Source organism: Paenibacillus silvae (assembly GCF_014639235.1).
GTDB lineage: Bacteria > Bacillota > Bacilli > Paenibacillales > Paenibacillaceae > Paenibacillus > Paenibacillus silvae.
Window position 1 is genome coordinate 579,344 of the sequence record NZ_BMFU01000003.1, and the last position, 26,164, is coordinate 605,507.

The following is a 26,164-nucleotide window of genomic DNA, read 5'->3' on the forward strand; positions in this document are numbered from 1 at the left end:
CTGCCTGCCCCCTGACTTTATTCGGATTCAAACGGAATTGGAATAACGGCAGCTATGGTGGTTCCCTTACGAGTAGAACTCCATATATCCAGTTTTCCTCCCAGTGATTGAGCACGTTCTCTCATAATGGACAGTCCCAGTGAGCTTTCAGAGGCTGGCTTCCGTCTCTTGGCCCCACCTTTTCCCCGATCCGAGATCGTGAGTTTCGCTTCATGTTCATTGAACTCCAGCAAAATATTGGCCGATGTTACTCCCGCATGCTTCCGAACATTGTTGAGCGCCTCCTGGCCAATGCGCCACAGACCTTCTTCCACTGAACGCGGAATAGCGCGCAGCCCCTTACGGTCGGCAATTACCTGAAGCCCTTGCCTCGCCCCATACTCCTGCAATGCACTTAGCAGTCCTCCCTCCAGTCCGGCTGGACGAAGCTGCATAATAAGAGCGCGCATTTCCTTGAGGGCTTCCTGCGACAAAGCTCTAATATCTTTCATTGCTTCTGCAGCAGGATGCAGAGGCTCTGTGCCTGGGAACATACTCTCCGCACCTCTTGCCGTTAACGACAAGGAGAACAAAATCTGATTCACGGAATCATGCAGATCCCGCGCCAGCCGATTTCGTTCTTCCAGCCTTGCCAGTTCACGCCGATGATCAGCCAGCTTCAGACTTTCTTTGGCTGCCACAATATGCTCTGCCAAAGCCTCCAGCACCTCACTGTCTGCCCTGAGCAGATTCGATGAGCGCACTCCTGTGGCAATCACCAGCACTCCCGGCTCGCCCGGTGTATGATAAGGGATCGGTACGCCAATTCCCGAAGAAAGTTCATAACACTTCGTACCCGCTGTACACGAACTGAACATTTCAATCAGTTCATCCGCTGACAGCATGGCAGCCCGATAATGATCAACAATCCGATCCAGGAGATGAATCCCTTCCTTGGAGAAGGAGGCTCCTGAATCCATCCATACCTTACCTTCTGCATACATCGCTTGTAAGTGAAAGGTTCCTTGCGTCTGCTGCATGAGCGCAGCGAACGGCCAGTCAAAATGCTTGCCGAGCAGTTCTGCAACCGTGCACGGCAATGCATCTGCCTCGGTGCATTCGTTAACGCGAAGACTTAGTGCTGAGCCAAAATCCCCCAGACGGGCATAGAGATCAGCCCGCCGCTGCTCTGCACGATACAGACGCATCCGTTCCATTGCACTGCCAATCTGGTAAGCAACCGCCTGCAGAAGAGCAAGCTCATTGTCGCTGAAATGCTGCTTGCCAGGCGCTGCCACGTTAAGCAGTCCGAGCATTCGCTCACCCGAGCGTAGTGGAACCGTGGCATGATGCGTAATATCGGCTGTATCTCCCCACTGGAATTCCACAGCATCCTCCAGCCGCTTGCAGTTGATAATATTTACCGCATACTGCAATCTGCCATCCCGAAAACGATTGACACACCAGCATGTTCCCACCCGCATAGGCTCTTTATCATTACGCATCAGGGCGAGAGGCAGGTTATAGTCAGAGACACAGGTATATTCTCCACGTTCATTAATGAGAAAAAGCCAGCCTGCCGTTAATCCGGTCAATTCAAGCAATTTGCCAACCACCGTATCCAGCATCAGGCTGAGATCGTTGGAGGTATTCAGTGTTTCCGCAATGGTTTTTAACGTGACCATCTCTTGCATTCGAACCTCTTCCGGCATATTACCCTCTCCCTTCCGCAGCGGCATTCCGTCATTTTGTCCCAACTATTGTAACTAATCCCCGGTTGAGATGAAAGCTTCAACTTCGAGCAGGATGCTCAGCCAAGCTTCTGCCTTTCTTTTCTTCTCGATGACAGAGGCTCCATATTAATCAGACCGCGGTCGGACAAAGCAAGCGCCATTTTGTAAAAAGCACGGGTGCGGATCTTGGTGTACGTATCCTTGCTCACTGGCGGGTCAAAAACATGGTTATAGATTTTATAGTCAAACACATCATCATCCTTCATGTATCGCTCGCGCACAAGCACACGTTCCTTCTCGCTGAGTCGGGACACAATATGGTCAATGGTATCACAATAAGCCCGCCGCGCACGCTGCACGTCCACATTAAAGATCGCTGTTTTGGCTGTGGAATCACCCGTGACGTTAGTAGCACCATGCAAACGCTCCGTATAACTTGCCGTCACCTGCACCTCCCGTTCCTCAAACGCAATCGTTTTGTAGATTCGGTACTTCTCCAATACGGCCTCAACGGCAGCCTGCGTTTTACGACGATCCAGCTCCGGTAACAGCAATTCCATATTTGTCATCATTGATCTCCTCCTAGTATTAGGTTCATTTATACCTCACCCATTAATCTTCTATATCTCGCCCATTCAACATTGTGGCAGCTTGTAACGTCATCAAATCCAAGAACAAACTCTATCTATAGAATTGTTCCAATTCTATAAATCTTAACGTTTTCTGATATATTGCCTTTTGGAAACAATCCTCATTTACATTTTGTTCGTATGTTGTTCGTATTTCTACTAGAGGATACCACTTTCTGGAGATTGGAGTAAACCTTCATTTTGGTTCGTTTAGAGGATAAAATAAAACCCAAGCTTTCATTTCCTATACCTTTTGGCATAATTGATTCAAATCTCTTTACCTAATGGTATATATACGATATAGTACAGATAATTACTGAACTCGCATAAGTCAATTGTGGTTTATAAAGAAGTTCTGTGATCTGCAAATGGCACAGTTAGCATATTGCGCCAACATAGTGCAGGAGGCAGAATCGATTCTGTAGAAGCGAAGCGTTCGCCTTTATCCCCGGAATTTTTCCTTAGGAGAAAGATAATAAAAGAAATCTGGGGATAACAGCGATCGAAAGAACGATCTGCATCCGGAACGGGCTCATTCGCACGCTGTAACATCAGCAGGTAGAACGAACTTCTTTATAATGACAAGCACTTGTGACGAGTCGAAGGAGTGGCATGAATTGTGGAGCACGCTTTTGGTCCTTATATGAAACAGCTGCGAGAGCAGCAAGGATTCAGCATTAACCAGCTCGCTGAAGCAGCCGGAATAAGCAATTCACAGATTTCACGTATTGAGAATGGTGTGCGCGGGGTGCCTAAACCGATAACTATCCGTAAAATTGCCGATGCTCTCGGTGTACCTTATACCGACATGATGAAACAAGCTGGCTATATCGAAACAGGCCAGGCTGCCGACGTTCAGGATGTACCCGAATGGGCAACGTATAAGGACCGACGGGATTTCAAACGAATGCTGGAGGATGAGGATGACCTGATGTTTGACGGTATACCGCTGGATGAAGAGGACAAGAAACGAATCAAGGACGTACTTACAGGTTTGTTCTGGGAAGCCAAACAAATGAATAAACGCAAAAAGCCAGGCGAATCGGACCCGCGCTCATGAGACCAAGACACGAGCTCAACTTACTGAAATTGCAGGTGAGATCATATGGATGACATCGTAACCAAGCTGATACGAAAACACCGAACCAATTGTCCATTCAGCATTGCCCGCGCTGTAGGTATACAGATTCGGTTCACCAATTTGGGACAATCGACCAAGGGGCTGTATTTCCGCAAGCTTCGCCGCAGATTTATCGTCATACACAATGACTTGCCTCCAGAATGGCAGCGATTTGTGTGCGCGCATGAGTTAGGTCATGACAGGCTGCACAAAGGAATCAATCGTTTCTTTCTGGAGGAGCATTCCTATTTTTCTCCGGGCAAGCTGGAGAGACAAGCAAACCGTTTTGCTATTCAACTGTTAACGTCTGGCGTTATGCCTGAGCCCGAGGAACCCCTGGAGAAATTTTGTTTGCGCACCGGATTGCCACGTGAAGCGCAGCATTTTTTTTACACCATATAAGAACATACGTTCTTTAAGAGGTGATAAAGCTCTTTTTTTCCATAGACATAATTGCATGTCACTTTCAGGTCACTTATTTTTACGCGAATTACGAGATTTCCCCATTATAGTCTGCTAAAATACTACATGAGCTGTGTAAACACTCTAATAGATTACTATTTTGGGAGGTTTCGGATTGATGAAAAACTGGAAAAGCGTTGTTTCACTTCTGTTAACGGTTTGTTTACTGTTCGGCAGTGTAGGCATTGCGGCCGCAGCGACGGATACCGCTTCAGGTACAGGAAAACACATCACCATCCTACATACTAATGACATGCATGCTCGTGCAGTGGAACAATCACCTGCCATGGGTTTTGCCAAAGTCGCAGGCATCGTTGATAAATATCGCAGCAATAATCCAAATACACTTCTGCTCGATGCAGGCGATGCTGTACACGGTACTACGTTTGCAACCCTCGTCCGAGGTGAAAGTGTTGTAAAAGTCATGAACGAAATAGGTTACCAAGCCATGGTACCGGGAAACCATGAATTCAATTATGGCTCTGATCGTCTGCTGGAGCTGGCAAACATGATGAAGTTCCCGATGCTCAGCGCTAACGTGAAGAAAAAGGACGGAACTCGTCTCTTCGAGCCTTATGTTATCAAGGAAGTAGACGGTGTGAAGGTGGGTATCATTGCCCTGACTACACCGGAAACGATGTATAAAACAAACCCGAAAAATGTAGAAGGTCTGGACATTACCGACCCATCTGCGGAAGCCAAAACACTTGTGAATGAAATTCGCGGTAAAGTGGATGTGGTTGTGGTGCTTGGACACCTTGGACAAGATGCTTCCAGCACCGATACCAGCTTCAAGGTTGTCAAAGACGTACCGGGAATTGATGTGTTCATCGACGGGCACAGTCACACGGTCTTGAAGGATGGTCTGGTGTCCGATCACGGCACATTGATTGCAAGCGCAGGGGAGTACACCAACTATGTAGGTGTCATTGACCTGTGGGTAGACGGCGGCAAAGTGACAAAGAAAACAGCTGCTCTCGTTGATGAAACCATCGCCAAAGACATTAAGCCTGACGAAAAGGTTGCCGCTCTCGTAAGCTCCATTCAAAAGGAACAGGAACCGATCCTGAAAGAAGAAGTAGCAAACACGGCTGTACTGCTCGAAGGCAAACGGGAACAGGTTCGTGCCGGGGAGACCAATCTGGGCGATCTGCTGGCTGATGCCATTCGTGATGTAAGCAAAGCCGATATCGCCTTAACAAACGGCGGCGGCATTCGTTCTTCCATCGAAAAGGGCATTGTCACCAAAGGTGATGTCATTACGGTTCTTCCTTTTGGCAACCAGGTCGTTACACTTGAAGTCAAGGGCTCCGATGTGCTTGCAGCACTGGAGAATGGTGTGGGGTCCTACCCTGAACCAAGTGGAGGTTTCCCGCAAGTGTCCGGAATCACCTTCAAAATTGACGCCTCCGCTCCAAAAGGAAGCCGTGTGCATACGGTGATGGTTGGCAATAAAGCCCTTGATCCGGCAGCTGCTTACACCCTTGCAACCAATGACTTCACAGCTGTTGGCGGTGATGAGTACACGATGTTTGCCAAGTATCCGATAGCAGGTATGTACGGTGCAATGGATGAGGCTCTGATCAACTATATGCAAAAGCTTGGCGCAGTAACGATTCAGACAGACGGTCGGATCAGTGAAGGCAAAAAGGCTGTCGTAGAGCCGGAAGCTCCAGGTTCAGGAAATGAAGCACCCGTGACAGTTCCGGCACCCACGCCAACAAAACCTCAACCAGAGCAGCCCAAACCGGAGAAACCTGTGAAGCCGACACCGGGCAAACCAGCTCCAGCTCCAGCCAAAGTGCATATTGTCAAATCGGGAGAGTCTCTCTACTCCATCTCCAAGCAATACGGTACAACATGGCAGACACTGCAAAAGCTGAACAAAATTAAAAATCCACACTGGATCTATCCAGGTCAAACGTTAAAATTGCGCACGGCTTCATAATCGGTAACAGGATCATACGTTAACAATCAAGAAAGGGAGTCTCTCGACCAGAATAATCTGGATGAGCGGCTCCCTTCTCTTCATCATTCCAAGTGTAAAGTTCTCGTTAAAATTGGAGGTGCCTCCATGTTTGCAGACATGCTCAAAAATAAATCCCTTGCAACCCTTAACCTCACAGTTTCACGCTGTCTCCACCACACTGAACTATAACCTATTTGCTTGCAACATCGGTATTCATCACGTTTGGCATTCAGGAAGGCTGCAACATTTTCTGCGCTTGCTTTGCGTAAAAACACTTGGAATGCTGTACATGATCATGCATTGTTTATGCTTAAAAATAAATTAGCCGAAATGTGCGATCATTAAACTCAATTATAGTTACATCGTATGATGAATTCCTCAATTTCCATTCATGTATACGTCCAGAGTCCTCATTTTCCAGTAAAAACAAGCACGTCCACGCTACAAAAGGCCCATCGACATAATATGCAGTCCTATAATATACACCTATGACATCTCACATCATATCTACCTCATGCGAGGCTCCTCTTCACATGAAGCTTATCTGTGCTGGATTTGTTCCATGACATAAGTTATCGCTTCCTGTGCTGTCAACTGGATTCGACTCGTTTCACCAGATAGGGCAAGCTGGTGTGAACCCAATTCCACTTTTGCTTCAGCCGCACCTCTGCCAACGACGATATGCACCGGCAGTCCAATTAACTCCGCGTCCTTGAATTTCACACCCGGGCGTTCGTGCCGATCATCTACGAGCACACGCAAGCCGCGATCCAGCAGCTGCTGCTCCAGCTCAAGAACAAGCTTCTGCTGCTGCTCATCCTTCCAGCTCACCGGAATCAGATGAACATCGTATGGCGCTACGGATGCTGGCCACCGGATGCCCGTCTCTGTGGCATGCTGCTCCGCAATCGCTGCCACCAAACGAGATACCCCGATGCCATAACATCCCATGACAGGTGCACATTGACGACCATTGCGGTCCAGGAAAGCTGCCCCCATGGCATCACTGTACTTGGTGCCCAGTTTGAAAATATGCCCCACCTCGATGCCTTTTGTGAACACCAGCGGTTCCCCACAAGCTACGCAACGATCTCCTTCCGCAGCAAAGCGGATGCGCTCCACCCGGTCCAAGGCGAAATCAATTCCCGGACGTACACCAGACAGATGCATTCCGGCTTCATTTGCTCCGGTTATGGCTTGCTGCATAGCGGCTACGTCCACATCGACAATTATCCGTAATCCCAGCCCCACGGGTCCAAGATAACCAACGGCAAGCTGGGAATGTGAGGCGAGCGCTGCTTCATCTGCCAGAACAAGCTCTTCCGCTCCAAGCACCTGCTTCAGGGCAATTTCATTCAACTCATGATCCCCTCGCACAAGCGCCGCAACCAGTTCACCATCGGCCAGGTAGAGCAAAGTTTTAATCATATGCTCCGGCTTCTTATTCAGGAAAGAGCTTAACTCGGCAATCGTGCGTACATCTGGTGTCGCAATACGTAATACTTCAGACACCTCGCCTGCTTCCCGCTCTTCCTTTTCCTCCATGTGCTCGGCAGACAAGGAAGACTGAAATGCTGCCTTCTCCAGATTCGCAGCATACCCGCATTGTTTGCATGTCACAATCGTATCTTCGCCTACATCAGCCAGCGCCATGAACTCATGTGTCTCTCCTTGTCCCCCAATGGTACCGGCGTCAGCTTCAACCCGAAGATAATTCAGACCGCAACGCTCCAGAATACGGCAATACGCTGAGTTCATCGCCTGATAGGTACGATCGAGTTCATCCCAGTCTGCCGCGAATGAATAGGCATCCTTCATGATGAATTCACGTCCGCGCAGCAAGCCAAAACGCGGGCGTCGTTCGTCCCGAAACTTGGTGCCAATCTGGTACAGTGTGAACGGCAGCTTTCGGTAGGAATTGACCTCATCCCTGGCGAGCGCTGTAACTACTTCCTCATGTGTTGGTCCAAGCGCAAACTGCCTTGTGTGCCGATCCTTCAAACGCATCAGCTCCGGGCCGTACTGTGTGTATCTGCCAGACTCCTCCCATAGTTCGGCTGGCTGCATGATTGGCAGCAGTACTTCCTGACATCCGGCGCGGTCCATCTCTTCCCGCACGATTCGCTCCACGTTCAGCAGTACCCGGCGGCCAAGTGGCAGATAACTGTATATGCCTGCCGCTAACTGACGAATCATACCCGATCGAAGCAGAAGGCGATGTCCAGCCGCATCAGCCTCTGCTGGCGCTTCACGTAATGTAGGGACAAGCAGTTCACTTTGACGCATCTTTATAACACTCCTTATTAGTCTGAATAATAAACATGATCCTGAATTCGGCTTAGACAGCAAAAAGACACATTCGTCAAGGGACGAATGTGTCGTGGTACCACCCTTATTTAACTGCATACACGTCTGCTTCATGCCCTGCGTGACGATATACAGTCCTATGGAGCATAACGGGCCCTTCCGGCGCAGGTTGCAGCCCGTTACGTTACCGACACGGACATTCCCCTTCGCAGCTAACGAGGTAGGAATTGCGCGGCGGCGGCAGGAATGTTGCACCAATCCATTCCCTCTCTGGTGAAGCCGGCCTGCGTAATCATGTCCTCGGTAAACGCTGTTTCCATTTTTGATCACATTAGAACATTTATAAGAACTTGTCAACAAAACCTCTGGGATGACCGTTCTTGAAACGAAATCCGTAACAGTGGCTGACACGGCCCCAGGTTCACTGTAAAATAGAGAAATAACATTTCAAGGATTACACCGCCGGCTCCCTTATGTCACATCAAATGCACGGTTTTCCTTAATAAAAAAATGGTTCCTTGATAAAGGAGTTTGTCTTATGCCCTATATTATCTATGATCTTGAATTTACAGTAAGCCGCAATACACGCTACTCCTCTGAAATTATTGATATCGGTGCCGTTAAAGTAAGTGAGGACACCAATGGGGTGCTTGCCGTCACCGACACCTTTCATACGTATGTTCGGCCATCCAACAAACCCGTTCTGTCTACAGACACGGTTCAGTTCACAGGCATCACTCAGAAAGACATTGATGCAGCCCCTCTGTTCCCGGCAGCGTTAACTCGATTTATCGAATGGATGGGCGCTGAACCTTATTATATGTGCTCCTGGGGACCGGATGATCGCAGCAAGCTTATCTCCCATTGCCGCACACATCAGCTCGATGTAGCGTGGATCACGAATCATAATGACCTGCAACAGCAGTGGTCGCGAGCCATGCGAAAAGACGGCAAGTTCCGTCAGCTAGGCCTTGCCCAGGCGCTTGAGCTCTGCGGCATTGAATTCGACGGTACACAGCATCGTGCTCTGGATGACGCGATTAATACCGCGAAGGTGTTCATGCACCAATTTGATCAGTTTACACTGGAACATAACTGTGCAGCCGATGATGAAGGTGTAACCTCGAAAGTGGTATACTCTAGCGCTGCGCAGGATGAGGAGAAGGAATCGCCATTTGGCAACCTTGCCAATCTGTTCAAAACCAAAGAATAGGATAGTTGCCGGGCTTATATCGCCCATCATGCGTTTTATGAATCGTCGTATACCTGATGCCAGCGCCTAAGATGCTCTTTCATCAGGATACGGCAGTGTTTGGGTTCAAGAATCTCCGCTTCTGGTCCATACTTGGATATCCAGCTCAGAAATTGATCGACGTCGCTTAATACCGTTTCAAACAACAGGGTACCTTCGGGCTCCATAGTCACATTGGGGGCTGTAAACAAGTGCTCTTGCATCACATGCTCCACTACAAGGGAAGAAAATCGGATTTTGACCACAGCTCCTTCCGAACTTCCTTTTATTGTCCGGGCGGTACGGAGATAAGACTGGATCAAGTAATCATTTTTGCGGAAGGTGCGTGGCATCATTCGTAGATCATGCAGCCGGTTGACCTGGAATGTTCGCATGCTCTCAGATAGATGGCAATAGGCTACCAGATCAAATTGATACTCTCGCGGGATCAAAAAATAAGGATCAATACGAATAATTTCCTTCTCTCCCCGGGCATGGTAGCTCCCTTCAACGCTGTTTTGTGAAATTCCTGCCTGGAGCAGCGTAATGAGGGATATATTCGGCTCATCCCCCTGCTGTTCTTCCCACACTTTGGCTCCTTCTCTGAACATTCCGCTGATCTGCTCTGACCATTCCACCTGATCGGTACTGTGCTTCAAACTCGAAGCAACCACTTTCTCATAAGCACTCTCGAAAGCAGGCTTGAGTAACGGACGGATATCATCCATCACTTCTGCCAGCTGCATGAACGCCTGTGCTTCCTCATTCGACCAATTAAGCGGATACATAGCAAAATGGCTGATAAACATGTACCCTCTTCCGTGGCCCATATTGGCGATCGGGATATGCATTGCACTGAGGGCCTCCATGTCGCGGTAAATCGTCCTTTCCGTCGTCTCGCATCGCTCGGCAAGCTCACGGGCTAAAATACCTGGCTTGGCTTGTACCAGCGTGATAATGCGCATTAATCGGATTAGTCGGTCTGTCATTTTGCCAGGCCCTCCATGGTGTTGTTTCAAATCGTAGGATACAGCTCCATCCTTGACTGGTATAGTATTGATGTATACATTCGACTTGTGGCTTGACTTCACCTTCATAAAAAATATGTAAACTCGTTCTCTCTATAACGTTACCACTCGGTTTTATTTATTCACTTAACATCGTATTCTGGCGATTATGATAACCGGTCGTAAACGTAATGCCATAGTGATAACGAAGCTTCTCGACAATCTCGGCTTCAGCGTAATAATCGAGATCCTGCTTGCGGGCAGCTTCGATGAGCAATGCATCCGCATGACGGCGCAGCAGATCGCTTCCCTCTTCAATGCGCCCTCGTTCATAAGCGCGTAAAGCCTGTTTAAGTAATGGAACCGTTTCGTTCAATTTAATCGTTTTTTCGACTTTCGGGTCCTCTGGCTGGCGAAGCATGCCCAGATGACTTGTGTACTGAATATAAAGCTGTTCTCTTCGAAGCAGCACACGCTGACTCTGCTTCAACTTGCGGGTACTCCAGTAAGCAGAGCATACTGCCGCTTTGCCGGAAAAATGAGGTCCTACAGCGAATTCCAGCAGAATCTGTTTGCTTTCCCCCTTGTATACATCTCCAAGCCGAAGGACCCAGCCAATATCTGTCTCTTTGGAACGGCATCCATAGATGCCTTTCAGATGAACTCCGTGTTCCGGTTTGAGCAAAAGCTCTAAATCTCTCGACATAATTTTGGGTGCTATTTTCCTAAGTCTTTTGGCAGGGGCTCCATACCTCCACTCTACCATCATATACACGGGATCGGCCCCCCCTGTCGGTATGGCCTCTTTATTCCACGAATAAGATACTTCAAAGACTGAGTTCACTGGTAGTCTCTCCCCCGATTTATGTGTATTATCTTCTAAGTTAGCAGGGTGAATGGACACTATATTGTCACGGAACATATGTTCTCATTACTTTTTTCCATTATATTAGTTTTCTCTCCCTTGATCCGCCTAGAAGCGACAATAAACGACGAAAAAGCCTGGCTATTAGCCAAGCTTTTGACACATCTCTCTATGACAAGTCCTATCTTACACGGCAGGAGGATTAATCTCCATGTTGTGCATGTACTGTACACAATCCGTTTCAGGAACAGGAGCATAAGTTACACTGTCAATAATAAGTTTGCGTCCTACTGGCTCACCGTTTACGGTAATTATAATCGTTTTCGTTAAAGTGTTATGATCTGATGTACACATAATATTCTACTCCTTCATTTCTCAAAATTCATTTAAATTAAATCTATTTGGTATACGACAGTTTATTACATATTTACGCACTGCATATACGCAAAAAAAGTATTTTTATTTTTTGTTTTCGAAGTTTTGCTCTCCTTGTATTACCCCATCCGATCTGGAATTAAACATTTGTTTCATTTCGAAATTTTCAGGCCTTTTCGGGTAATAAAGCTTAATCCTCTTGAACCCTTCGTCCTGTTTTTGACGTATAATGAAAGAGCCGTAATTCAACAAATGCCGACGAATTCGGCAGCCGATCCATTTTACCGAAGAAAGAGGTGTTAATGATGCCAAAATCCATTCCGGGTTATTTCATTCGGGTGTTACTCAGCACTTGTATACTTTTCACGATCACATTAGCTTCCACTGCTCATGCAGCGAGTGCCAATATATTTTCGGATATCTACAGCGGATGGGAGCGCGTCTCCGAACTGCCTGGAGAAGTCAATGCCTTGCAGGAAAGCTACAAGCAGACACTGGAGCAGTTAAATCAGACCTCTACTCAATTGGGACAAGCCCAAGCCAGCGTCGAGGCCTTTAAAGCACAGAATGAACAGCTGCTGGCGCAGAATCAAAAGCTCACCGAGATGGTCAGCAAGCTGCAAAATGAACAGGATGCCAGAACCGCTACAACGCAGCGTATTCAAACGATGGTGATTACTGTCGTTTCTCTCATCGCAGGTTACTTCCTTCTGATCCGTGTGATGCGCTGGGGAATGCGCCGTCGGTCAGGCCGAGTATAACAGAACAGGAGCAATGGGATGAACATACATCTGAACCATACTGAAGCTGGCACAGCCGGACAAGTGGTTACTTTTTCACTGATACAGGATGACCGTCTTCACATTTTGCATCCGCAGCAGATCGTTGCCTTTCGTGGCCCCAGTAACAGCAGGCAGGATAAATTGTTGAACATATCGGGCATATATCGCAAAAAAAAGCTCATCAAATCGGAGATTACCGGCCCTTGTCAGTTTGTCGCCGCTCTTCCTCCCGGATTTACGATGAAAGAAGTACAGCTGACCGAGAATAGCGATCTGCTCTATGATTTTCGTCATTTGTTCTTCTATACTGACGGGGTCACGATGCATACCAAAATTCAGAAAATCAAAAATATGCTGATCACCCGGGATGCCGTCAAGATGAAGTTTTCGGGCGAAGGCAAGATCGGACTGCTGACGCAGGGGCAGGTATGCCAGCAGGAGCTTCACCCCACCGCTCCGCTCTATGTGGACGCCGGAAGCATTATAGCTTACCCGGAGAATGCTCATCTGGAGCTGACCGTATACGGGAATAATCTGGCCAGCCAGCATATGAACTATCATTGGAAAATGACAGGACACGGCTCCGTACTCTTCCAGGCTGGACGTGAGAATTACAAGCTGCAGCAGGACGTGAACGATGAGGGCTTGTTTAAACGGATATTAAAAGAAGTTATTCCTTTCGGTAATGTGATTATCAAATAACAGATCTAGGGACTTCTAAAATATATGCCGATCGGTTAGAGATGTGGTATACTGTACCCGGACAATTAAAGAAGAAAATCCATGCCCTGCGGCATGGGAGAGGTTCGCGAACTCCCTCTACAAGACTGGACCAGTTTACGGGCATATTGCTTTTAGGTTAAGGTCAGCTTACAGTCTTGCGTACAGCTCTCTGCGTTCAGATGTTACACAGACCGGCTTCAAACAACTATTGAAGTGCTGTGTATGTTTGACACGGTGTACGTAAAAAACTAAGGACATTTTCTTATTGCAGCTTTTTTGAAGCTGTCATTGAGAAGGTGTGTTTTTTGATGGATGCCAGTTCATGAGCTTCTCTGTTCTTCCGACATTCCTTGCTGCCATGCAGGGGTGATCTCAAGAAGATGGAGAGGTTTTTTTATGTTGAACGAAGAAAAAGCTGTCGTTGTATTCAGCGGCGGACAGGACAGTACAACTTGTTTGTTCTGGGCGAAGAAGCAATTCGCCGAAGTAGAAGTCGTTACTTTTGATTATGGTCAGCGCCATAAACTCGAGATTGAGTGTGCCGCAGCCATTGCCAAGGATCTGGGCGTACAGCAAACGGTACTCGATATGAGCCTGCTGAACCAGCTTGCTCCTAATGCACTCACACGTTCCGATGTGGAGATTACACATGAGGAAGGCGAGCTGCCAAGCACCTTCGTGGATGGTCGGAACCTGCTATTCCTTAGCTTTGCAGCTATTCTGGCCAAACAAAAAGGCGCCCGTCACCTGGTTACAGGTGTATGTGAGACAGACTTCAGCGGATATCCCGATTGCCGGGATTCATTTGTGAAGTCGATGAACGTGACCCTTAATCTGTCGATGGATTATCCTTTCGTTATTCATACTCCATTGATGTGGCTGGATAAAGCTGCGACATGGAAAATGGCTGATGAGCTCGGCGCTTTTGATTATGTACGCGAACGTACACTTACCTGTTATAACGGTGTTATTGGTGACGGATGCGGTGAATGCCCTGCCTGCAAGCTGCGCAAAGCAGGACTGGATCGCTACGTACAGGAACGGACGACTGCCCTGGAAGCAGCGCCCTCAACTGGAGTGGATGCATGATGAGAGAACCGGGGACATTTCGGATTGTTGAACGTTTGCAGCGGATCGATCAGGATATTCTGCCCTCACAGCTGAGATATCATCGCAAACGTGTACTGGTCAGCAAGGAGTTTACATTTGATGCGGCGCATCATCTGCATTGTTATGAAGGCAAGTGCAAAAATCTGCACGGGCATACGTATAAAGTCATTTTTGGTATCAGCGGTTATCCAGGTGACACCGGGCTGACGGTTGATTTTGGACATATCAAGGATATCTGGAAAAAACGTATTGAAGGTTATCTGGATCATCAGTATTTGAACGAAACGCTACCCTTAATGAATACAACGGCTGAAAATATGGTCGTCTGGCTGTTTGAACAGATGGAACAGGCTTTACAGTCCGAGCCCTACGCGGGACTTACCGACGGCGCTCGGACCGAGTTTGTGCGGCTCTTCGAAACGCCGACCAGTTATGCCGAAGCGAGACGGGAGTGGATGATCGATGAGTAGTGCACAGGAGCAGAAGCAGGTCAAAAGCACATTTGCAGTTGACATGCAAGCGGATGTGCTTGCGCAGAACGAGCAGGGTCAGGATATCCTTTCCACGCTGGCTACAGATCGACCTCAAGCTCAAGCTAAGGAAGCACGCATCCCTGTCATGGAGGTTTTTGGTCCGACCGTCCAGGGCGAAGGCATGGTGATCGGACAGAAAACGATGTTTGTGCGCACCGCGGGATGCGATTACCGCTGCTCCTGGTGCGACTCGGCCTTTACCTGGGACGGCAGTGGCAAGGACCAGATTCGCATGCTGACGCCGGAGGCGGTATGGGATGAACTGCGCCGCCTGGGCGGCACACGTTTCTCCCATGTCACCCTCTCCGGCGGCAACCCCGCCCTGCTGCCTTCGCTGGGCGGGCTGGTTGCCCTGCTGCGGGAGAACGGCGTCCGCACCGCGGTCGAGACGCAGGGCTCACGCTGGCAGTCATGGCTGGCGGACATTGACGAAGTCACGGTCTCGCCCAAGCCACCCAGCTCGGGCATGGACACCGACTGGGCGGTTCTGGACGATGTGATCGGCCGGCTGGCTGCCGGCAAGGCAGATCGAAGCCATAGTCTGAAGATCGTGATCTTCGATCAGACAGACCTCGACTATGCCCGCCGTGTGCATGCACGGTATCCGGGCACCGCTTTATTTTTACAAACGGGGAACCCGGATGTTGCTTCGGCGGATACGCCGGATCTGGCGGCTTCGTTGCTGGAACGTTATGAATGGCTAATTGATCAGGTAAGTGCCTCGGACGATCTGAACAATGTGCGCGTGCTGCCACAGCTTCATACGCTGGTATGGGGCAATAAACGCGGAGTGTGACCCCCTTTCCTGTTTCGAACATAACCGTAATACCTCACATATCATTGGGACACGTTTTGAAAGAAAGTTATGGGTAGTATGGACGTTATTGCGGTATGGGTGGAATGGAGATTATTGGCGGTATGGGTGATATGGGTGATATGGGTGATATGGGCGGCATGATGTATGTTTGCTTTAAGCATTTTCAGAAGAATACAGGCTGTTCTGCCTGTCACTATATATGCAAGATTATTACGAGGCCTGCGGCTTCGACTGGATAAGAGGAGTGTTTGTACCCTATGAGACAACCTGACGAGATGCAAGATGTAACATTGCTGGGCAACCAGAATGTGAAATATACGTTTGAATATGATCCGGGCATACTGGAAAGCTTTGATAACAAGCACCCGTACCGTGATTATTTTGTCAAATTTAACTGCCCGGAGTTCACCAGCCTGTGCCCGATTACGGGTCAGCCGGACTTTGCAACGATCTACATCAGCTATATTCCCGATATCAAAATGGTCGAAAGCAAGTCACTCAAGCTGTACCTGTTCAGCTTCCGCAACCATGGTGATTTTCACGAGGACTGCGTGAACATTATTATGAACGACCTAATCAAGCTGATGGACCCGCGCTTCATCGAAGTCTGGGGCAAATTCACCCCGCGCGGCGGCATCTCCATCGACCCGTACACCAACTACGGCAAGCCCGGAACGAAGTACGAGCAGATGGCTGAACACCGCATGATGAACCACGATATGAACCCGGAGACGATTGATAATCGTTGATCCAAAATTATAAAAACGGGACTCTTCCAAACATGAAGTAGCCCCGTTTTTCCATTATTGATAATGATAGACCTCACCTGTTTCTACCAAAATTTCCGTCCAGACCAATTGACAATGGTATGGAATTGGTGAAAAGCCAGCATTGTACATGTGGAGTTTTGGGAAATGTTGTGATAAACTATAGTCAACAAGGATAAAATAAACAGAGTAAGGATGCGTCAACATCCTCACTCTTTTACAACAGCCGCTTTCAAGGGCGGTGGCTGTAATCGGTAATTGAAATAGACCATTACCTTAGTCGGGGCGGTCTATTTCTTTTTGTTTTGACTATTCAATGCAATGACGATTGTTACGACCAGTCCAATCAAGGTTACTGTAAACCCCGCAAAACTGATCATTAGCGTCAGTACATCTTTTATCTCCACAGGCATCACCTCCTTACACAGGAGACCAGGGCGTATCTTGAAAACTACTGAAGTGCATCTTTTACCGCCTTTTCGCCCCCTGCTGCGTCACTTTCCCTTGACGTGCCCCGGCACGCCTGCGGAAAACTTCCTGGCTTGGAACGAAAATTCAGCAAAATCTGCTTCCTTCAGCGTTTTCAGACACGCCCTAGCCGACCACCCATTCAAGCCATTCTGTTGTTTCAACTTTCTCCCCTGTTCCCCTTGTCGCTTCATGCAATCTATCCTATTATGTAACAATATGCTTAATTGCATAGAATCTAACATCAGGCGCTGATCCCTCGTGACCGCGACCAAAGGAGAACTGATTATGTCCACTCAAACCACTTTAGCCAAGGATGCCGCTGCGCATTCCAAGGCCCCGACCGGATTGGATGCCCAAGGCACCGTATACCGGATTCTTATTGCCATCAGTCTGGTGCATCTGTTCAATGATTCTATTCAGTCTGTGATTCCGGCGATTTTTCCCATTTTAAAAGATTCCATGCACCTGACCTATACCCAGATTGGCTGGATTGCGTTTGCGATTAACTTCACCGCATCCATTATGCAGCCGGTCGTTGGCTGGTTTGCTGATAAAAAACCGACCCCGGCGATTCTTCCGGTTGGCATGGGTTTTACGTTCACTGGCATGCTGCTGTTAGCCTTTGCTGACAGCTATGTAATGGTGCTCATCTCCGTCATATTTGTTGGTCTTGGCTCTGCTGCTTTCCATCCAGAAGGCTCACGCGTATCTCACATGGCTGCCGGCCCTCGCCGCGGGCTCGCTCAATCCATCTTTCAGGTAGGCGGCAATGCAGGGCAATCCCTTGCTCCGCTGCTGACACGCTGGATTTTCATCCCGTTTGGTCTGTTCGGAGCGATCGGCTTCACCGGAATTGCAGCGATGGGCATCGCCGTTCAGCTTTATGTTGCACGGTGGTATGGAAAAATGCTGCAATCCGGTACATACCTGCGTAAACAGGCAGCTGCCCGCCGAGCTCCCAATCCGGCCCTGCGTAAGAAGATTGCCGCGGCGATTACGATTTTAATCCTGCTTGTATTTGTTCGTTCCTGGTACGTTTCATTGATCGGCAGCTTCTATGCATTTAACCTGAAGGAAGCCTTTGCATTGTCTACAGAGGACGCGCAGATTTATATTTTCCTGTTTCTCGCTGCTGGCGCACTGGGTACGTTCTTTGGCGGTCCGCTCGCGGATCGCTTCGGTAAACGTAACATGATCTTCCTATCGATGGCTGGAGCCGCACCGCTGGCGCTGCTGCTGCCTTATGCCAATCTGTTCTGGACGGGCGTGCTGCTGACGATTATCGGCTTTATTATGTTATCCAGCTTCTCGGTAACGGTAGTATATGCCCAGATGCTCATTCCCGGCAAAATCGGAACCGTCTCGGGTCTTATCACAGGCCTCGCATTCGGAATGGGCGGCATAGGAGCGCTCGTGCTAGGCAACTGGATCGATGCCATTGGCGTATCACCTGTAATGCAGCTGTGCAGCTTCCTGCCGCTCATCGGCATTTTCACATTTCTGCTGCCATCCGATAAGCTGCTCCATCGCTGGGCACAGGAAAACGGTAGCGAGGAGTAATTTAAACAGTGCATTTGCCACTGAATAAAACGACAAAAAGGTTCCTGCTTGTACTGTTTAACCAGACGAGCAGGAACCTTCTTCTTCTTCTTCCTCTTCTTCTTTTTTTCTTTTCTCTTTTCTCTTTTCTCCTTCTCCTATTATCTCAGTCTAACCTGTTTTTTGTCTGCTCCAGCCTCGCAGCCCTGTCAGAATAAGCACGACAAACAGAACGGCAAAACAATCAAATGCTCTCTGCAAGCCAAACCACTGGGTCATCAAACCCAGACCAACAGCAGGTAACACAACGCCAAGATATGTTCCTACATAAAATAAAGATAGTACATCTGCACGCCACTCATCCGAGGTCGTTTCATTCACAAGGGCCAGGCTTCCTGCATAGAGCGGTCCATACCCCATGCCTACGCAAACAATAGACGCACACAAGCAAATCATTGACCCGGTGTGCACCGTCACTACCAACAGCAGCAGCCCTGCTCCGATCAGCAGTGTCCCGAATAAACCCATGCTGCGAAGCTTCCAGCGTGCACTTTTGAATTGAGCCAGTGCAGCAATAATTAATACGATAGCCACAATAAGCCCGGACAGGACATAGCTTGTTTGTCCGATCCACTCATTCAAATACATCGGAATTGTCGAGCCATACAAGCTTGTAATCCCCCATGCTACAAATGATGAAAGCACAGCAACACTGAATGTTTTTGTTCCCGAGCGCGGAAGGGTCGGCATATGAAGCCTGTATCCAGAAGTTCTGCCGGATAATTCAGCACGGGAGCTTATGAGACAGAGGAGTCCTGGGATCATAAGCAATAAATGCACGACGTAAGGGAGCTGTGCCGGATACGGCGCATATTGTGCCAATATGCCGCCCATCATTGGCCCTAGCGCATTTCCTGCAGTCACAGCGATAGCACCAACCATTGCGGCCTGCCTTCGATCCTGCCTCGGATGCAGCTGGGTCAGAGCAGCAACAGTAACTCCGTTGAATATGCCTACGGATATCCCCTGCAGAACTCTGGCAATCACGAGCATCGGATAACTCGTAGCAAAAAGCAGACAGAGTGTGCCTGCCATCGCGATGATCAAGCCGGGCACAAGAAACCGGCGAAAGCCCCCACCGGATAACAACTGCCCAGTGATTATGATTGTCGGAATAAGAGCAATCGCATAAGCAGCAAAAGCAATGGATAGCATCCCGGGTGTGAGATGCCACTGCTGCTTGTATATCGCATAGATGGGTGAAACAAGATTAAGACCCATCACTGCGATAAACAGACCATATGCGGCTGACCAATAGGAGAAACGCTTCGAGCGTGTGCGCACCTTGTCCAGCCGGATGACATCCGGTAGCTGCTGTAAGGAATACGAGATTCTCTCCACGCCTTCATCATCCAGTTCAGCTTGAATGCGTACGCGGGACACATGCCGATCTCGCGATCTTACCGTGGCAATATTGTCAATATTGATCCCTAAACTAGCAAACAAATTGGATATGCGAGCCAGCACTCCGGGATGATTGCTCACCGTCACCGACAAGACACACTCCCTCATGGTTCCCCTCCTTTAGATATCGTAACAGAATATGGATTGTTTGCTTTGGCGGTCTACAGCGTATTCACCAGAATCGAGGCAACAACGATAGAAGCCGTGGTTACGGTAGTAAAGCCGCCAACAAGCATCGGCGTGAGTATTTCATCCAGAATGACTTTACGTTCTTGCTCATCTTCTGTAACCGAGCGGCTAACTTCCTCGCAAATGATATAATCTCCGGGAAAACCAAACATGGCTGTCAATGCCACAGGAATGCCTTTGAGCGGGTCCCACTTGAGCATCTTGGAAGCCACAAAGCCACCAATAATGATACCTACTGCCGCGATTACAATGATCAGCAGTACAGGGCCCAGGGACTGGATCAGTGCATCATACGTCACTCCGCCTGCACTGGACATAACTACAACGATCAAACCTACCATAGCTGCCCCGGTTGTGCCTGCCTTGTCCATGATACGAGCCGGGAATATGCCTGCCATATGCCCCAGAATACCCAACAGCAATGCCCAGATACTGTAGTTGATCGAAGTCAGACTGTTCAAAAGCACAGCCAGGCTCCCTGCCAGAAAGAGCAGGAACAGCAAAATGGGTGGCGTCTGAAAGCGACTCGGAAGCAATGATTTGGTTGTGTTGACTGCATGAGGATCAGCACTTCCAACGACCGATTTATTTTCAAAAAAACCTTGCCCCTTCATCTTTAACACATAGCGACGTAGCAGATTGGTTGCAATAGGCATACCGAATAGAGAGTGAATCGCCATAATGACGGCTGGGATTGTAATCAGATATGCAAGATTTAATTCCTGGAGCTTCTGCGTTGTAATCAGGTAAGACAAAATTCCACCTACAACCGGACTTGCTCCCGATACCGCAACAGCATATCCATAGATCGGTGAAACGATTAACAGAATGAGTACTGTTCCCGTTATCGTCGCAATGAGCGAGATCAGTATGGCTTTGTACTGCGATCGTATCAGTTTAATCGGAATCAGGGTTCCCATATGAACCACAAGCGGTGCAACCATCAGGCTTCCGAAAGCGGTCAAGGCAGAGGTTTTGACGATACCTTCCGGGAAAAATCCAGCCCAGCTCAGCAGCAGGAATCCAACCAGAATAATGAGTAGCGAAGGAATACGTGCTCTGGACCATATTGAAACTAATTCACCTACGGCCAGAAGAAGAAGTAAAATAGCGGCTATAAAAATCGGCTGACTGAACATATGGATTCCCCCGTTCTCATGTAAAAAATGCAGTGACTCGTTTTTACATCATTTTAAACGTTCACCTTCAAGATATACTTGCTCTATATTACTGTTTGTCTGCAGCAATCTGATATCCGACAACGGATTCACTCCCAGTACAATAATATCTGCCAGTTTACCCGCTTCAATTGTGCCGATCTGTTCGCTCATCTGCATCGCGGCTGCAGCAGAACGAGTCGCGGCTACGATCGCCTCCATCGGTGTGAAGCCCACATCGTTCACAAGCAATTCAAGCTCCAGTGCATTCCCTCCATGCTCTACAGGAGCACATGAACAGAAATCCGTACCAGAAGCAATAACTACCCCGGCCTTGTGAGCTGTAATCATATGCTCGATATGCTCCTGATACACAAGCTGTGCCTTGCGGATGCCGAATTCAGGCACCCCGAATTTATGTCCTTCCTGGATGATGCGATGAACGATGGATAAGGTCGGCACAAGCACTGCCTTTTGCTGCAGCATAAGTTCAATACCACGTTCATCGATGTAGATCCCGTGTTCAATCGTTTTGACTCCGGCCGTTAATGCATTAATGATCCCTTGCGTCCCTTGGGCGTGAGCAGCTACATAGGATTGAACGGACTCCGCTTCATACACGATAGCTTTGAGCTCATCGAGACGAAACTGTGACCAGCGCGGATCATCCTTCTCCGACAACACTCCACCCGTAGAGCACACTTTGAGAAAGTCCGCCCCTTCACGAAATTGTGTACGCGCCGTCTTGATACACTCATCGACCCCATCGCAGGTAGTAAAAATATTCATTTCACTCGGTAGCATATGAATATCTGCATGCCCCCCCGTCTGACTCAACATATGGCGGGAGGTTTTGATTCGCGGCCCTTTCACGACCCCTTCTTTCATCAGATCACGAATATATACAGCAACATGACTGCCGACATCCCTCACTGTTGTAAAGCCGGCCTGAATGAGCTTAGGCAAATCCTGCAAGGCTCGTCCCATCTGCATTTCGCTCGGCTCCAGAGCGACTTGTGCCATATTCAGTGATTTGGGACCATGAATGTGGACATGGGCATCAATCATACCCGGCATGATCGTTTTACCATGAAGCTCGATAACTTCTGTTCCCTCAGGTACGATAAAGCTGCTTGCCGAACCTGCATACATTATCTTTTTTCCCTCAATAAAAACTCCACTATTCTCCAGCGGTTCCCCACCACTGCCATCAATAAGCGTCGCCCCGGTTAACCACATTCGTTTCTCCATTTCACAACATCCCTTCTATGCTATAATCATTTGTTTTTTTATATTGTTCAATTCGATGAATCGCAAGCATGTCTGCCGCCCGGAATGCAGGAATGCTATGCTGTCTGGCCAGTTCAAAAATGGTGCCTAGCTGATCATAAATTTTCGCTACATTGTTAAGCGCCCGTTCTCGTTGATATCCCTGTAATTCATCAGATACATTGATTAGTCCACCTGAATTAACAACGTAGTCAGGTGCATATAAAATTCCGCGTTCATGCAGCAGATCACCATGGCGTTCTTCCCGAAGCTGGTTATTGGCTGCACCAGCAACGATCCGAGCCTTCAATAATGAGAGTGTATCGTCATTAAGAATACCGCCCATCGCACAAGGTGCAAAAATATCACATGGCACTGTATAAATCTCGTTAACCCCAACTGCTGTAGCATTGTACTCTCGCACAGCCCGGTCTACATGCTCCTGAACCACATCGGTGACGATGAGTTCGGCACCCGCCTCTTTTAGAAAACCACATAAATGATAGGCTACACTGCCAACTCCCTGTACAGTCACCACTTTGCCGGATAAATCAGGAGAACCGTAGACTTCATTCGCTGCCGCACGAATTCCTTGAAATACGCCAAACGCGGTTACTGGTGAAGGATTGCCGCTACTTCCGAATTCAGGAGAAACCCCTGTCACATATGGAGTCTCCTGATGAATATAATCCATGTCCATTACGGTTGTGCCGACATCCTCGGCAGTAATATACCGTCCCTGTAGTGTATTCACATATTTGCCAAACGCACGAAACAAGGCCTCACTCTTGTCTTTTTTGGGATCTCCTATAATTACAGCCTTCCCACCGCCAAGCTGAAGACCAGCCGCTGCCGCTTTGTAAGTCATACCGCGAGCCAGACGAACTACATCCTCCAAAGCTTCATCCTCCGAGGCGTAAGGGTACATGCGAGTTCCCCCCAATGCAGGTCCCAACGTAGTATCATGTATCGCAATGATAGCTTTCAAGCCCGACTGCTTGTCTTGACAATACACCAGCTGTTCTACGCCATAATGATCAAGTAATGTAAATGTCAATTTGGTTCCCCCCTAGTTAATTGCGTTAGATATATTGACATTATAGAAATCATCCCTGCCCAAAGTCATTGGAGAATCCATCAGAATTCTTCATAAAAATATGTGGCTATCCACAATTGACAACAGTTTTCTATTTCAATAGACCGTTCAATATGTTAACTTATATAACAAATTCATCAGATGAGAGTTGATCGTTATGAAAGCATTGGTGGACTGGATGAGAACGACTTGGGGGACAGCAGATATTCATATCTGGAGACGGGATATGTATGATCAGCACTGGAGGTGCTGGTATCCATCAGCAGAGACAGAGTCTGATTATCCTGCCCCGGCCTGGCTGGAGGATGAACTGTTGAACTCGTCAGAGTTTCCGTCAAATAATATACAAACGTTAGCTTTCTCTATTGAACTGCTGGATCACTGCGAGATCAGAATGGCATTGCCCGAAGGAGTTGCTGTGTCCGCTAATCAACGTCTGCTACTGGAGTATTTGATTCGGGACACGCTCATGCAGGAACAGATCACTATCGAACGTGCGCATCATGAGCGCTGGCTGGGAGGACTTAGAGAGTTGACCAGTTCTCTTGATCTGAATAATTTACTCTTTAAAATATTGGAGAATTCACTCAAGGTCATTCCCGCCGCTTCCAACGCATTATTTATGATGATTGATCCGGATACTCGGAAATGGGTGTCCAAAGCCCAGATTGGATTCACAGACTCCATCTATCAAATTACTTCAGATATTGAAGAGGGTATTACCGGGACCGTTTATCGTGAGGGCAAAGGCAAAATCTATGAGGACAATACTCCAGTATTCGAGGAAATCATTCGTACGCTCAGTCTCGAAAATGTTCGCATCTTCGCCGAATCCAGCCACTACAGCGGTTTTGCCAAAAGAACGATTGCAGTGCCCGTTACGATGAAAGAAGACCGAATCGGTGTCCTGCTTGTTTATCAATATAAAGATACCAAGCTGCTAAATGAAAGCGATCTGATCAAGCTGCAAGGCTTCGCCGATCAGGCTGCTATCGCGATCTCCAATGCACGTATGGTTAATGAGCTTGTTGAAACAAATGGATATCTGGTTATTCGAAACGAAATTCATAATCTATTCACTCAACTGTCCATGGATAGCCGCTCTTTGCCAGAGATGATTCAGGCCGTTGAAAAAAATATAGGATTACCTACCTGCTTCGTTGATCTAACAAAGCAAGAGTGGTACCCTGTGCAGCATAACGTGCCCTTTACAGCTTCAGAACTGGACCAGACTTTGGGTAAAAATCTGGCTCCTGTTATACTCGATTCAGATAGACAAATTCCTTATTATATTTTCCCTGTTCATAATGGTCCGCTACTTGCCGGATGCTTTGTTGTACAGCTAAAACGCCCGCTTCGTCCACTGGACCATGATATTCTGGAGCAAGGATCCGCTGTGGTCATGCTACAGTTGGTGAACACCTACTCCATGACGGAAATGATATACCGACGGAGAAGGGATTTTTTCGAAGAGCTTATTCAATATAGGGAACCGGCCGAACTTTCTGATAAGATACAGCGCTTTGGTTTGTCTAGCCAAAAATCGATGTTTGTCTGTCTCTTACATCTTGCGGAAAATGTTCAGGATCTCAAGGAAAGCAACGTCATTATGCAGCGTTTCATTGCTCTTATCGAGAAGGAGCTCTCCGGTGAGAGCGTGCTGTTATTCAGTTCACATGAGAAGGTTACAATTCTGCTTCAGGCGCAACAAGTACGCAGCCAACAGCAGCTTGTCCGCAAGTTGAAAAACCTGGTAAAACAAAGCGTTACCTCAAGACTCCCACTTCTATATGGTGGAATCGGGGGAATGTATTCAGGTTTGGAGCATGTAGCCAGAAGTCATGAGGAAGCATCACGCACATTACTTTTTCTGCGCAAAAGCCAGCGTACAGGCATCATGCAGTATGAAGAAATTGGGATTAATCGGTTGTTTCTTCAGCAGGATATGGAAGAGATTGAGAGTTACATCCATGATGTACTTTCCCCTCTTCGCAGTTATAAATATCAGGCAGAGGAGCTCGAATTGACACTGCGTGTATATATGGAAAATAACCGTTCCATGTCACTCACAGCAGAACAGCTTCATATTCATCCCAACACGCTGTACACACGGCTGCGTAAACTGGAGGAAATTCTGGCACTGGATTTGAATGATAGCGAAGACTGGATGAAAGTATATCTCGCATGTCATTTAAGTAAAATTTATTAGTCTGCGATGCAGCTACGCAGCTTCCTTCCGCTCATCGGCACTTTCACATTTCTGCTGCCATCCGATAATCTGCTCCATCGCTGGGCACAGGAAAACGGCAGTGAGGACTAGTTCGTCTCTATTTTTCATCAGGAGAGAGGTTCACAATGGTAGCCGGTGTAATACTCATTCTTTCACAAATAGGTTTTGTAACAGGCGTTTTCCTCTTAACGTTTGGATTGTATGAAGGGGCTCAGGATAAAAAGCCATACAATTGGGGAGCTACGATCAACGGCAAATCCATTGGCGGGCTTTTCTTAATCGTGGCTTCTATGTACTGGGTGTACAATTTGACTGGAATTTATTTACCATTTTAGAGCAA

The 26,164-nt window shown here is 48.0% G+C and carries 24 protein-coding genes; 13 read left to right on the plus strand and 11 right to left on the minus strand.

Going from position 1 to position 26,164, the window contains the following annotated elements; all coding sequences use genetic code 11:
- Positions 1–17 precede the first annotated feature (17 nt).
- Both IEW26_RS13550 and IEW26_RS13555 read right to left on the minus strand, forming a co-directional pair.
- Positions 18–1,691, minus strand: a complete 1,674-nt coding sequence (locus IEW26_RS13550; protein ID WP_188592905.1) for a GAF domain-containing sensor histidine kinase — start codon at positions 1,689–1,691, stop codon at positions 18–20.
- 98 nt (positions 1,692–1,789) lie between these two features.
- Positions 1,790–2,272: an ArpU family phage packaging/lysis transcriptional regulator gene (locus tag IEW26_RS13555; RefSeq protein WP_145403836.1), complete on the minus strand. Its 483-nt coding sequence runs from the start codon at positions 2,270–2,272 to the stop codon at positions 1,790–1,792.
- Between the two features lie 685 nt (positions 2,273–2,957).
- On the opposite strand from IEW26_RS13555, the gene IEW26_RS13560 reads away from it, so the two are divergent.
- The 3 genes from IEW26_RS13560 (at position 2,958) to IEW26_RS13570 (ending at position 5,871) form a co-directional block, all read left to right on the plus strand.
- The gene (locus IEW26_RS13560) at positions 2,958–3,401 is read left to right on the plus strand and encodes a helix-turn-helix domain-containing protein (protein WP_188592906.1); all 444 of its coding nucleotides are present in this window, start codon (positions 2,958–2,960) and stop codon (positions 3,399–3,401) included.
- A gap of 45 nt (positions 3,402–3,446) precedes the next feature.
- On the plus strand, positions 3,447–3,863 hold the full coding sequence (locus tag IEW26_RS13565) for an ImmA/IrrE family metallo-endopeptidase (RefSeq protein ID WP_188592774.1): 417 nt from the start codon (positions 3,447–3,449) through the stop codon (positions 3,861–3,863).
- 178 nt (positions 3,864–4,041) lie between these two features.
- A complete protein-coding gene (locus tag IEW26_RS13570) occupies positions 4,042–5,871 on the plus strand; it encodes a 5'-nucleotidase C-terminal domain-containing protein (RefSeq protein ID WP_188592775.1) in 1,830 nt (609 codons plus the stop codon).
- Between the two features lie 561 nt (positions 5,872–6,432).
- Here the strand turns inward: IEW26_RS13570 and IEW26_RS13575 are convergent.
- Positions 6,433–8,178, minus strand: a complete 1,746-nt coding sequence (locus IEW26_RS13575) for a proline--tRNA ligase (RefSeq protein ID WP_188592776.1) — start codon at positions 8,176–8,178, stop codon at positions 6,433–6,435.
- A gap of 559 nt (positions 8,179–8,737) precedes the next feature.
- Between IEW26_RS13575 and IEW26_RS13580 the strand changes: the two genes are divergently transcribed.
- Positions 8,738–9,412: a 3'-5' exonuclease gene (locus tag IEW26_RS13580; RefSeq protein WP_111273051.1), complete on the plus strand. Its 675-nt coding sequence runs from the start codon at positions 8,738–8,740 to the stop codon at positions 9,410–9,412.
- 35 nt (positions 9,413–9,447) lie between these two features.
- Here IEW26_RS13580 and IEW26_RS13585 read toward each other — a convergent pair whose 3' ends face one another.
- The 3 genes from IEW26_RS13585 to IEW26_RS13595 all read right to left on the minus strand — a co-directional run bounded on the left by IEW26_RS13585 (position 9,448) and on the right by IEW26_RS13595 (position 11,656).
- Positions 9,448–10,419, minus strand: a complete 972-nt coding sequence (locus IEW26_RS13585; protein ID WP_188592777.1) for a helix-turn-helix transcriptional regulator — start codon at positions 10,417–10,419, stop codon at positions 9,448–9,450.
- 157 nt (positions 10,420–10,576) lie between these two features.
- Complete coding sequence (locus IEW26_RS13590; protein WP_111273049.1) at positions 10,577–11,281, minus strand: hypothetical protein; 705 nt, start codon at positions 11,279–11,281, stop codon at positions 10,577–10,579.
- Between the two features lie 207 nt (positions 11,282–11,488).
- On the minus strand, positions 11,489–11,656 hold the full coding sequence (locus IEW26_RS13595) for a hypothetical protein (RefSeq protein WP_167434141.1): 168 nt from the start codon (positions 11,654–11,656) through the stop codon (positions 11,489–11,491).
- A 323-nt stretch (positions 11,657–11,979) separates the two neighbouring features.
- Between IEW26_RS13595 and IEW26_RS13600 the strand changes: the two genes are divergently transcribed.
- The 6 genes from IEW26_RS13600 (at position 11,980) to queF (ending at position 16,391) form a co-directional block, all read left to right on the plus strand.
- Positions 11,980–12,438: a hypothetical protein gene (locus IEW26_RS13600; protein ID WP_145403510.1), complete on the plus strand. Its 459-nt coding sequence runs from the start codon at positions 11,980–11,982 to the stop codon at positions 12,436–12,438.
- Between the two features lie 18 nt (positions 12,439–12,456).
- On the plus strand, positions 12,457–13,161 hold the full coding sequence (locus tag IEW26_RS13605; RefSeq protein ID WP_188592778.1) for an AIM24 family protein: 705 nt from the start codon (positions 12,457–12,459) through the stop codon (positions 13,159–13,161).
- A gap of 420 nt (positions 13,162–13,581) precedes the next feature.
- Entirely contained in the window at positions 13,582–14,271 is a 690-nt protein-coding gene (queC, locus tag IEW26_RS13610) for a 7-cyano-7-deazaguanine synthase QueC (protein ID WP_184188889.1), read from the plus strand.
- Positions 14,271–14,762, plus strand: coding sequence for a 6-carboxytetrahydropterin synthase QueD (gene queD / locus IEW26_RS13615; protein ID WP_188592907.1), 492 nt, complete (start codon positions 14,271–14,273; stop codon positions 14,760–14,762). The genes queC and queD overlap by 1 nt, the downstream gene beginning before the upstream one ends.
- A gap of 148 nt (positions 14,763–14,910) precedes the next feature.
- Positions 14,911–15,621: a 7-carboxy-7-deazaguanine synthase QueE gene (queE, locus tag IEW26_RS13620; protein WP_229729862.1), complete on the plus strand. Its 711-nt coding sequence runs from the start codon at positions 14,911–14,913 to the stop codon at positions 15,619–15,621.
- Positions 15,622–15,899: 278 nt separating this feature from the next.
- Complete coding sequence (gene queF / locus IEW26_RS13630; protein ID WP_110897191.1) at positions 15,900–16,391, plus strand: preQ(1) synthase; 492 nt, start codon at positions 15,900–15,902, stop codon at positions 16,389–16,391.
- A gap of 308 nt (positions 16,392–16,699) precedes the next feature.
- Here queF and IEW26_RS30350 read toward each other — a convergent pair whose 3' ends face one another.
- Positions 16,700–16,816 carry a putative holin-like toxin gene (locus tag IEW26_RS30350; RefSeq protein WP_229729863.1) on the minus strand — a complete coding sequence of 39 codons (117 nt, stop codon included), beginning with the start codon at positions 16,814–16,816 and terminating at the stop codon, positions 16,700–16,702.
- 349 nt (positions 16,817–17,165) lie between these two features.
- On the opposite strand from IEW26_RS30350, the gene IEW26_RS13635 reads away from it, so the two are divergent.
- Positions 17,166–18,440: an MFS transporter gene (locus IEW26_RS13635; RefSeq protein ID WP_145403512.1), complete on the plus strand. Its 1,275-nt coding sequence runs from the start codon at positions 17,166–17,168 to the stop codon at positions 18,438–18,440.
- 150 nt (positions 18,441–18,590) lie between these two features.
- On the opposite strand, the gene IEW26_RS13640 is transcribed toward IEW26_RS13635, so the two are convergent.
- The 4 genes from IEW26_RS13640 to IEW26_RS13655 are packed head-to-tail and all read right to left on the minus strand — an operon-like array spanning position 18,591 to position 23,555.
- The gene (locus tag IEW26_RS13640; RefSeq protein WP_188592780.1) at positions 18,591–19,991 is read right to left on the minus strand and encodes an MFS transporter; all 1,401 of its coding nucleotides are present in this window, start codon (positions 19,989–19,991) and stop codon (positions 18,591–18,593) included.
- Positions 19,992–20,044: 53 nt separating this feature from the next.
- Complete coding sequence (locus IEW26_RS13645) at positions 20,045–21,211, minus strand: hypothetical protein (protein WP_111273707.1); 1,167 nt, start codon at positions 21,209–21,211, stop codon at positions 20,045–20,047.
- A gap of 48 nt (positions 21,212–21,259) precedes the next feature.
- Positions 21,260–22,480, minus strand: coding sequence for a metal-dependent hydrolase family protein (locus IEW26_RS13650; protein ID WP_111273706.1), 1,221 nt, complete (start codon positions 22,478–22,480; stop codon positions 21,260–21,262).
- Between the two features lies 1 nt (position 22,481).
- The gene (locus IEW26_RS13655) at positions 22,482–23,555 is read right to left on the minus strand and encodes a Glu/Leu/Phe/Val family dehydrogenase (RefSeq protein ID WP_188592781.1); all 1,074 of its coding nucleotides are present in this window, start codon (positions 23,553–23,555) and stop codon (positions 22,482–22,484) included.
- Between the two features lie 196 nt (positions 23,556–23,751).
- On the opposite strand from IEW26_RS13655, the gene IEW26_RS13660 reads away from it, so the two are divergent.
- Together IEW26_RS13660 and IEW26_RS13665 are read left to right on the plus strand one after the other, a co-directional pair.
- Positions 23,752–25,803, plus strand: coding sequence for a helix-turn-helix domain-containing protein (locus IEW26_RS13660; RefSeq protein ID WP_188592782.1), 2,052 nt, complete (start codon positions 23,752–23,754; stop codon positions 25,801–25,803).
- Between the two features lie 146 nt (positions 25,804–25,949).
- Positions 25,950–26,159, plus strand: a complete 210-nt coding sequence (locus IEW26_RS13665; protein ID WP_188592783.1) for a hypothetical protein — start codon at positions 25,950–25,952, stop codon at positions 26,157–26,159.
- Positions 26,160–26,164 lie beyond the last annotated feature (5 nt).

Excerpts from the sequence above, each read along its gene's own strand:
- IEW26_RS13660 (WP_188592782.1), top strand. The coding sequence starts at position 23,752 with ATGAAAGCATTGGTGGACTGGATGAGAACGACTTGGGGGACAGCAGAT.
- IEW26_RS13665 (WP_188592783.1), top strand. The coding sequence starts at position 25,950 with ATGGTAGCCGGTGTAATACTCATTCTTTCACAAATAGGTTTTGTAACA.
- IEW26_RS13570 (WP_188592775.1), top strand. The coding sequence starts at position 4,042 with ATGAAAAACTGGAAAAGCGTTGTTTCACTTCTGTTAACGGTTTGTTTA.
- queD (WP_188592907.1), top strand. The coding sequence starts at position 14,271 with ATGAGAGAACCGGGGACATTTCGGATTGTTGAACGTTTGCAGCGGATC.
- IEW26_RS13575 (WP_188592776.1), bottom strand. The coding sequence starts at position 8,178 with ATGCGTCAAAGTGAACTGCTTGTCCCTACATTACGTGAAGCGCCAGCA.
- IEW26_RS13580 (WP_111273051.1), top strand. The coding sequence starts at position 8,738 with ATGCCCTATATTATCTATGATCTTGAATTTACAGTAAGCCGCAATACA.
- IEW26_RS13595 (WP_167434141.1), bottom strand. The coding sequence starts at position 11,656 with ATGTGTACATCAGATCATAACACTTTAACGAAAACGATTATAATTACC.
- IEW26_RS13635 (WP_145403512.1), top strand. The coding sequence starts at position 17,166 with ATGTCCACTCAAACCACTTTAGCCAAGGATGCCGCTGCGCATTCCAAG.
- IEW26_RS13645 (WP_111273707.1), bottom strand. The coding sequence starts at position 21,211 with ATGTTCAGTCAGCCGATTTTTATAGCCGCTATTTTACTTCTTCTTCTG.
- IEW26_RS13650 (WP_111273706.1), bottom strand. The coding sequence starts at position 22,480 with ATGGAGAAACGAATGTGGTTAACCGGGGCGACGCTTATTGATGGCAGT.
- IEW26_RS13565 (WP_188592774.1), top strand. The coding sequence starts at position 3,447 with ATGGATGACATCGTAACCAAGCTGATACGAAAACACCGAACCAATTGT.
- IEW26_RS13640 (WP_188592780.1), bottom strand. The coding sequence starts at position 19,991 with ATGAGGGAGTGTGTCTTGTCGGTGACGGTGAGCAATCATCCCGGAGTG.
- queE (WP_229729862.1), top strand. The coding sequence starts at position 14,911 with ATGGAGGTTTTTGGTCCGACCGTCCAGGGCGAAGGCATGGTGATCGGA.
- IEW26_RS13550 (WP_188592905.1), bottom strand. The coding sequence starts at position 1,691 with ATGCCGGAAGAGGTTCGAATGCAAGAGATGGTCACGTTAAAAACCATT.
- IEW26_RS13600 (WP_145403510.1), top strand. The coding sequence starts at position 11,980 with ATGATGCCAAAATCCATTCCGGGTTATTTCATTCGGGTGTTACTCAGC.
- IEW26_RS13585 (WP_188592777.1), bottom strand. The coding sequence starts at position 10,419 with ATGACAGACCGACTAATCCGATTAATGCGCATTATCACGCTGGTACAA.
- IEW26_RS13605 (WP_188592778.1), top strand. The coding sequence starts at position 12,457 with ATGAACATACATCTGAACCATACTGAAGCTGGCACAGCCGGACAAGTG.
- queF (WP_110897191.1), top strand. The coding sequence starts at position 15,900 with ATGAGACAACCTGACGAGATGCAAGATGTAACATTGCTGGGCAACCAG.
- IEW26_RS13555 (WP_145403836.1), bottom strand. The coding sequence starts at position 2,272 with ATGGAATTGCTGTTACCGGAGCTGGATCGTCGTAAAACGCAGGCTGCC.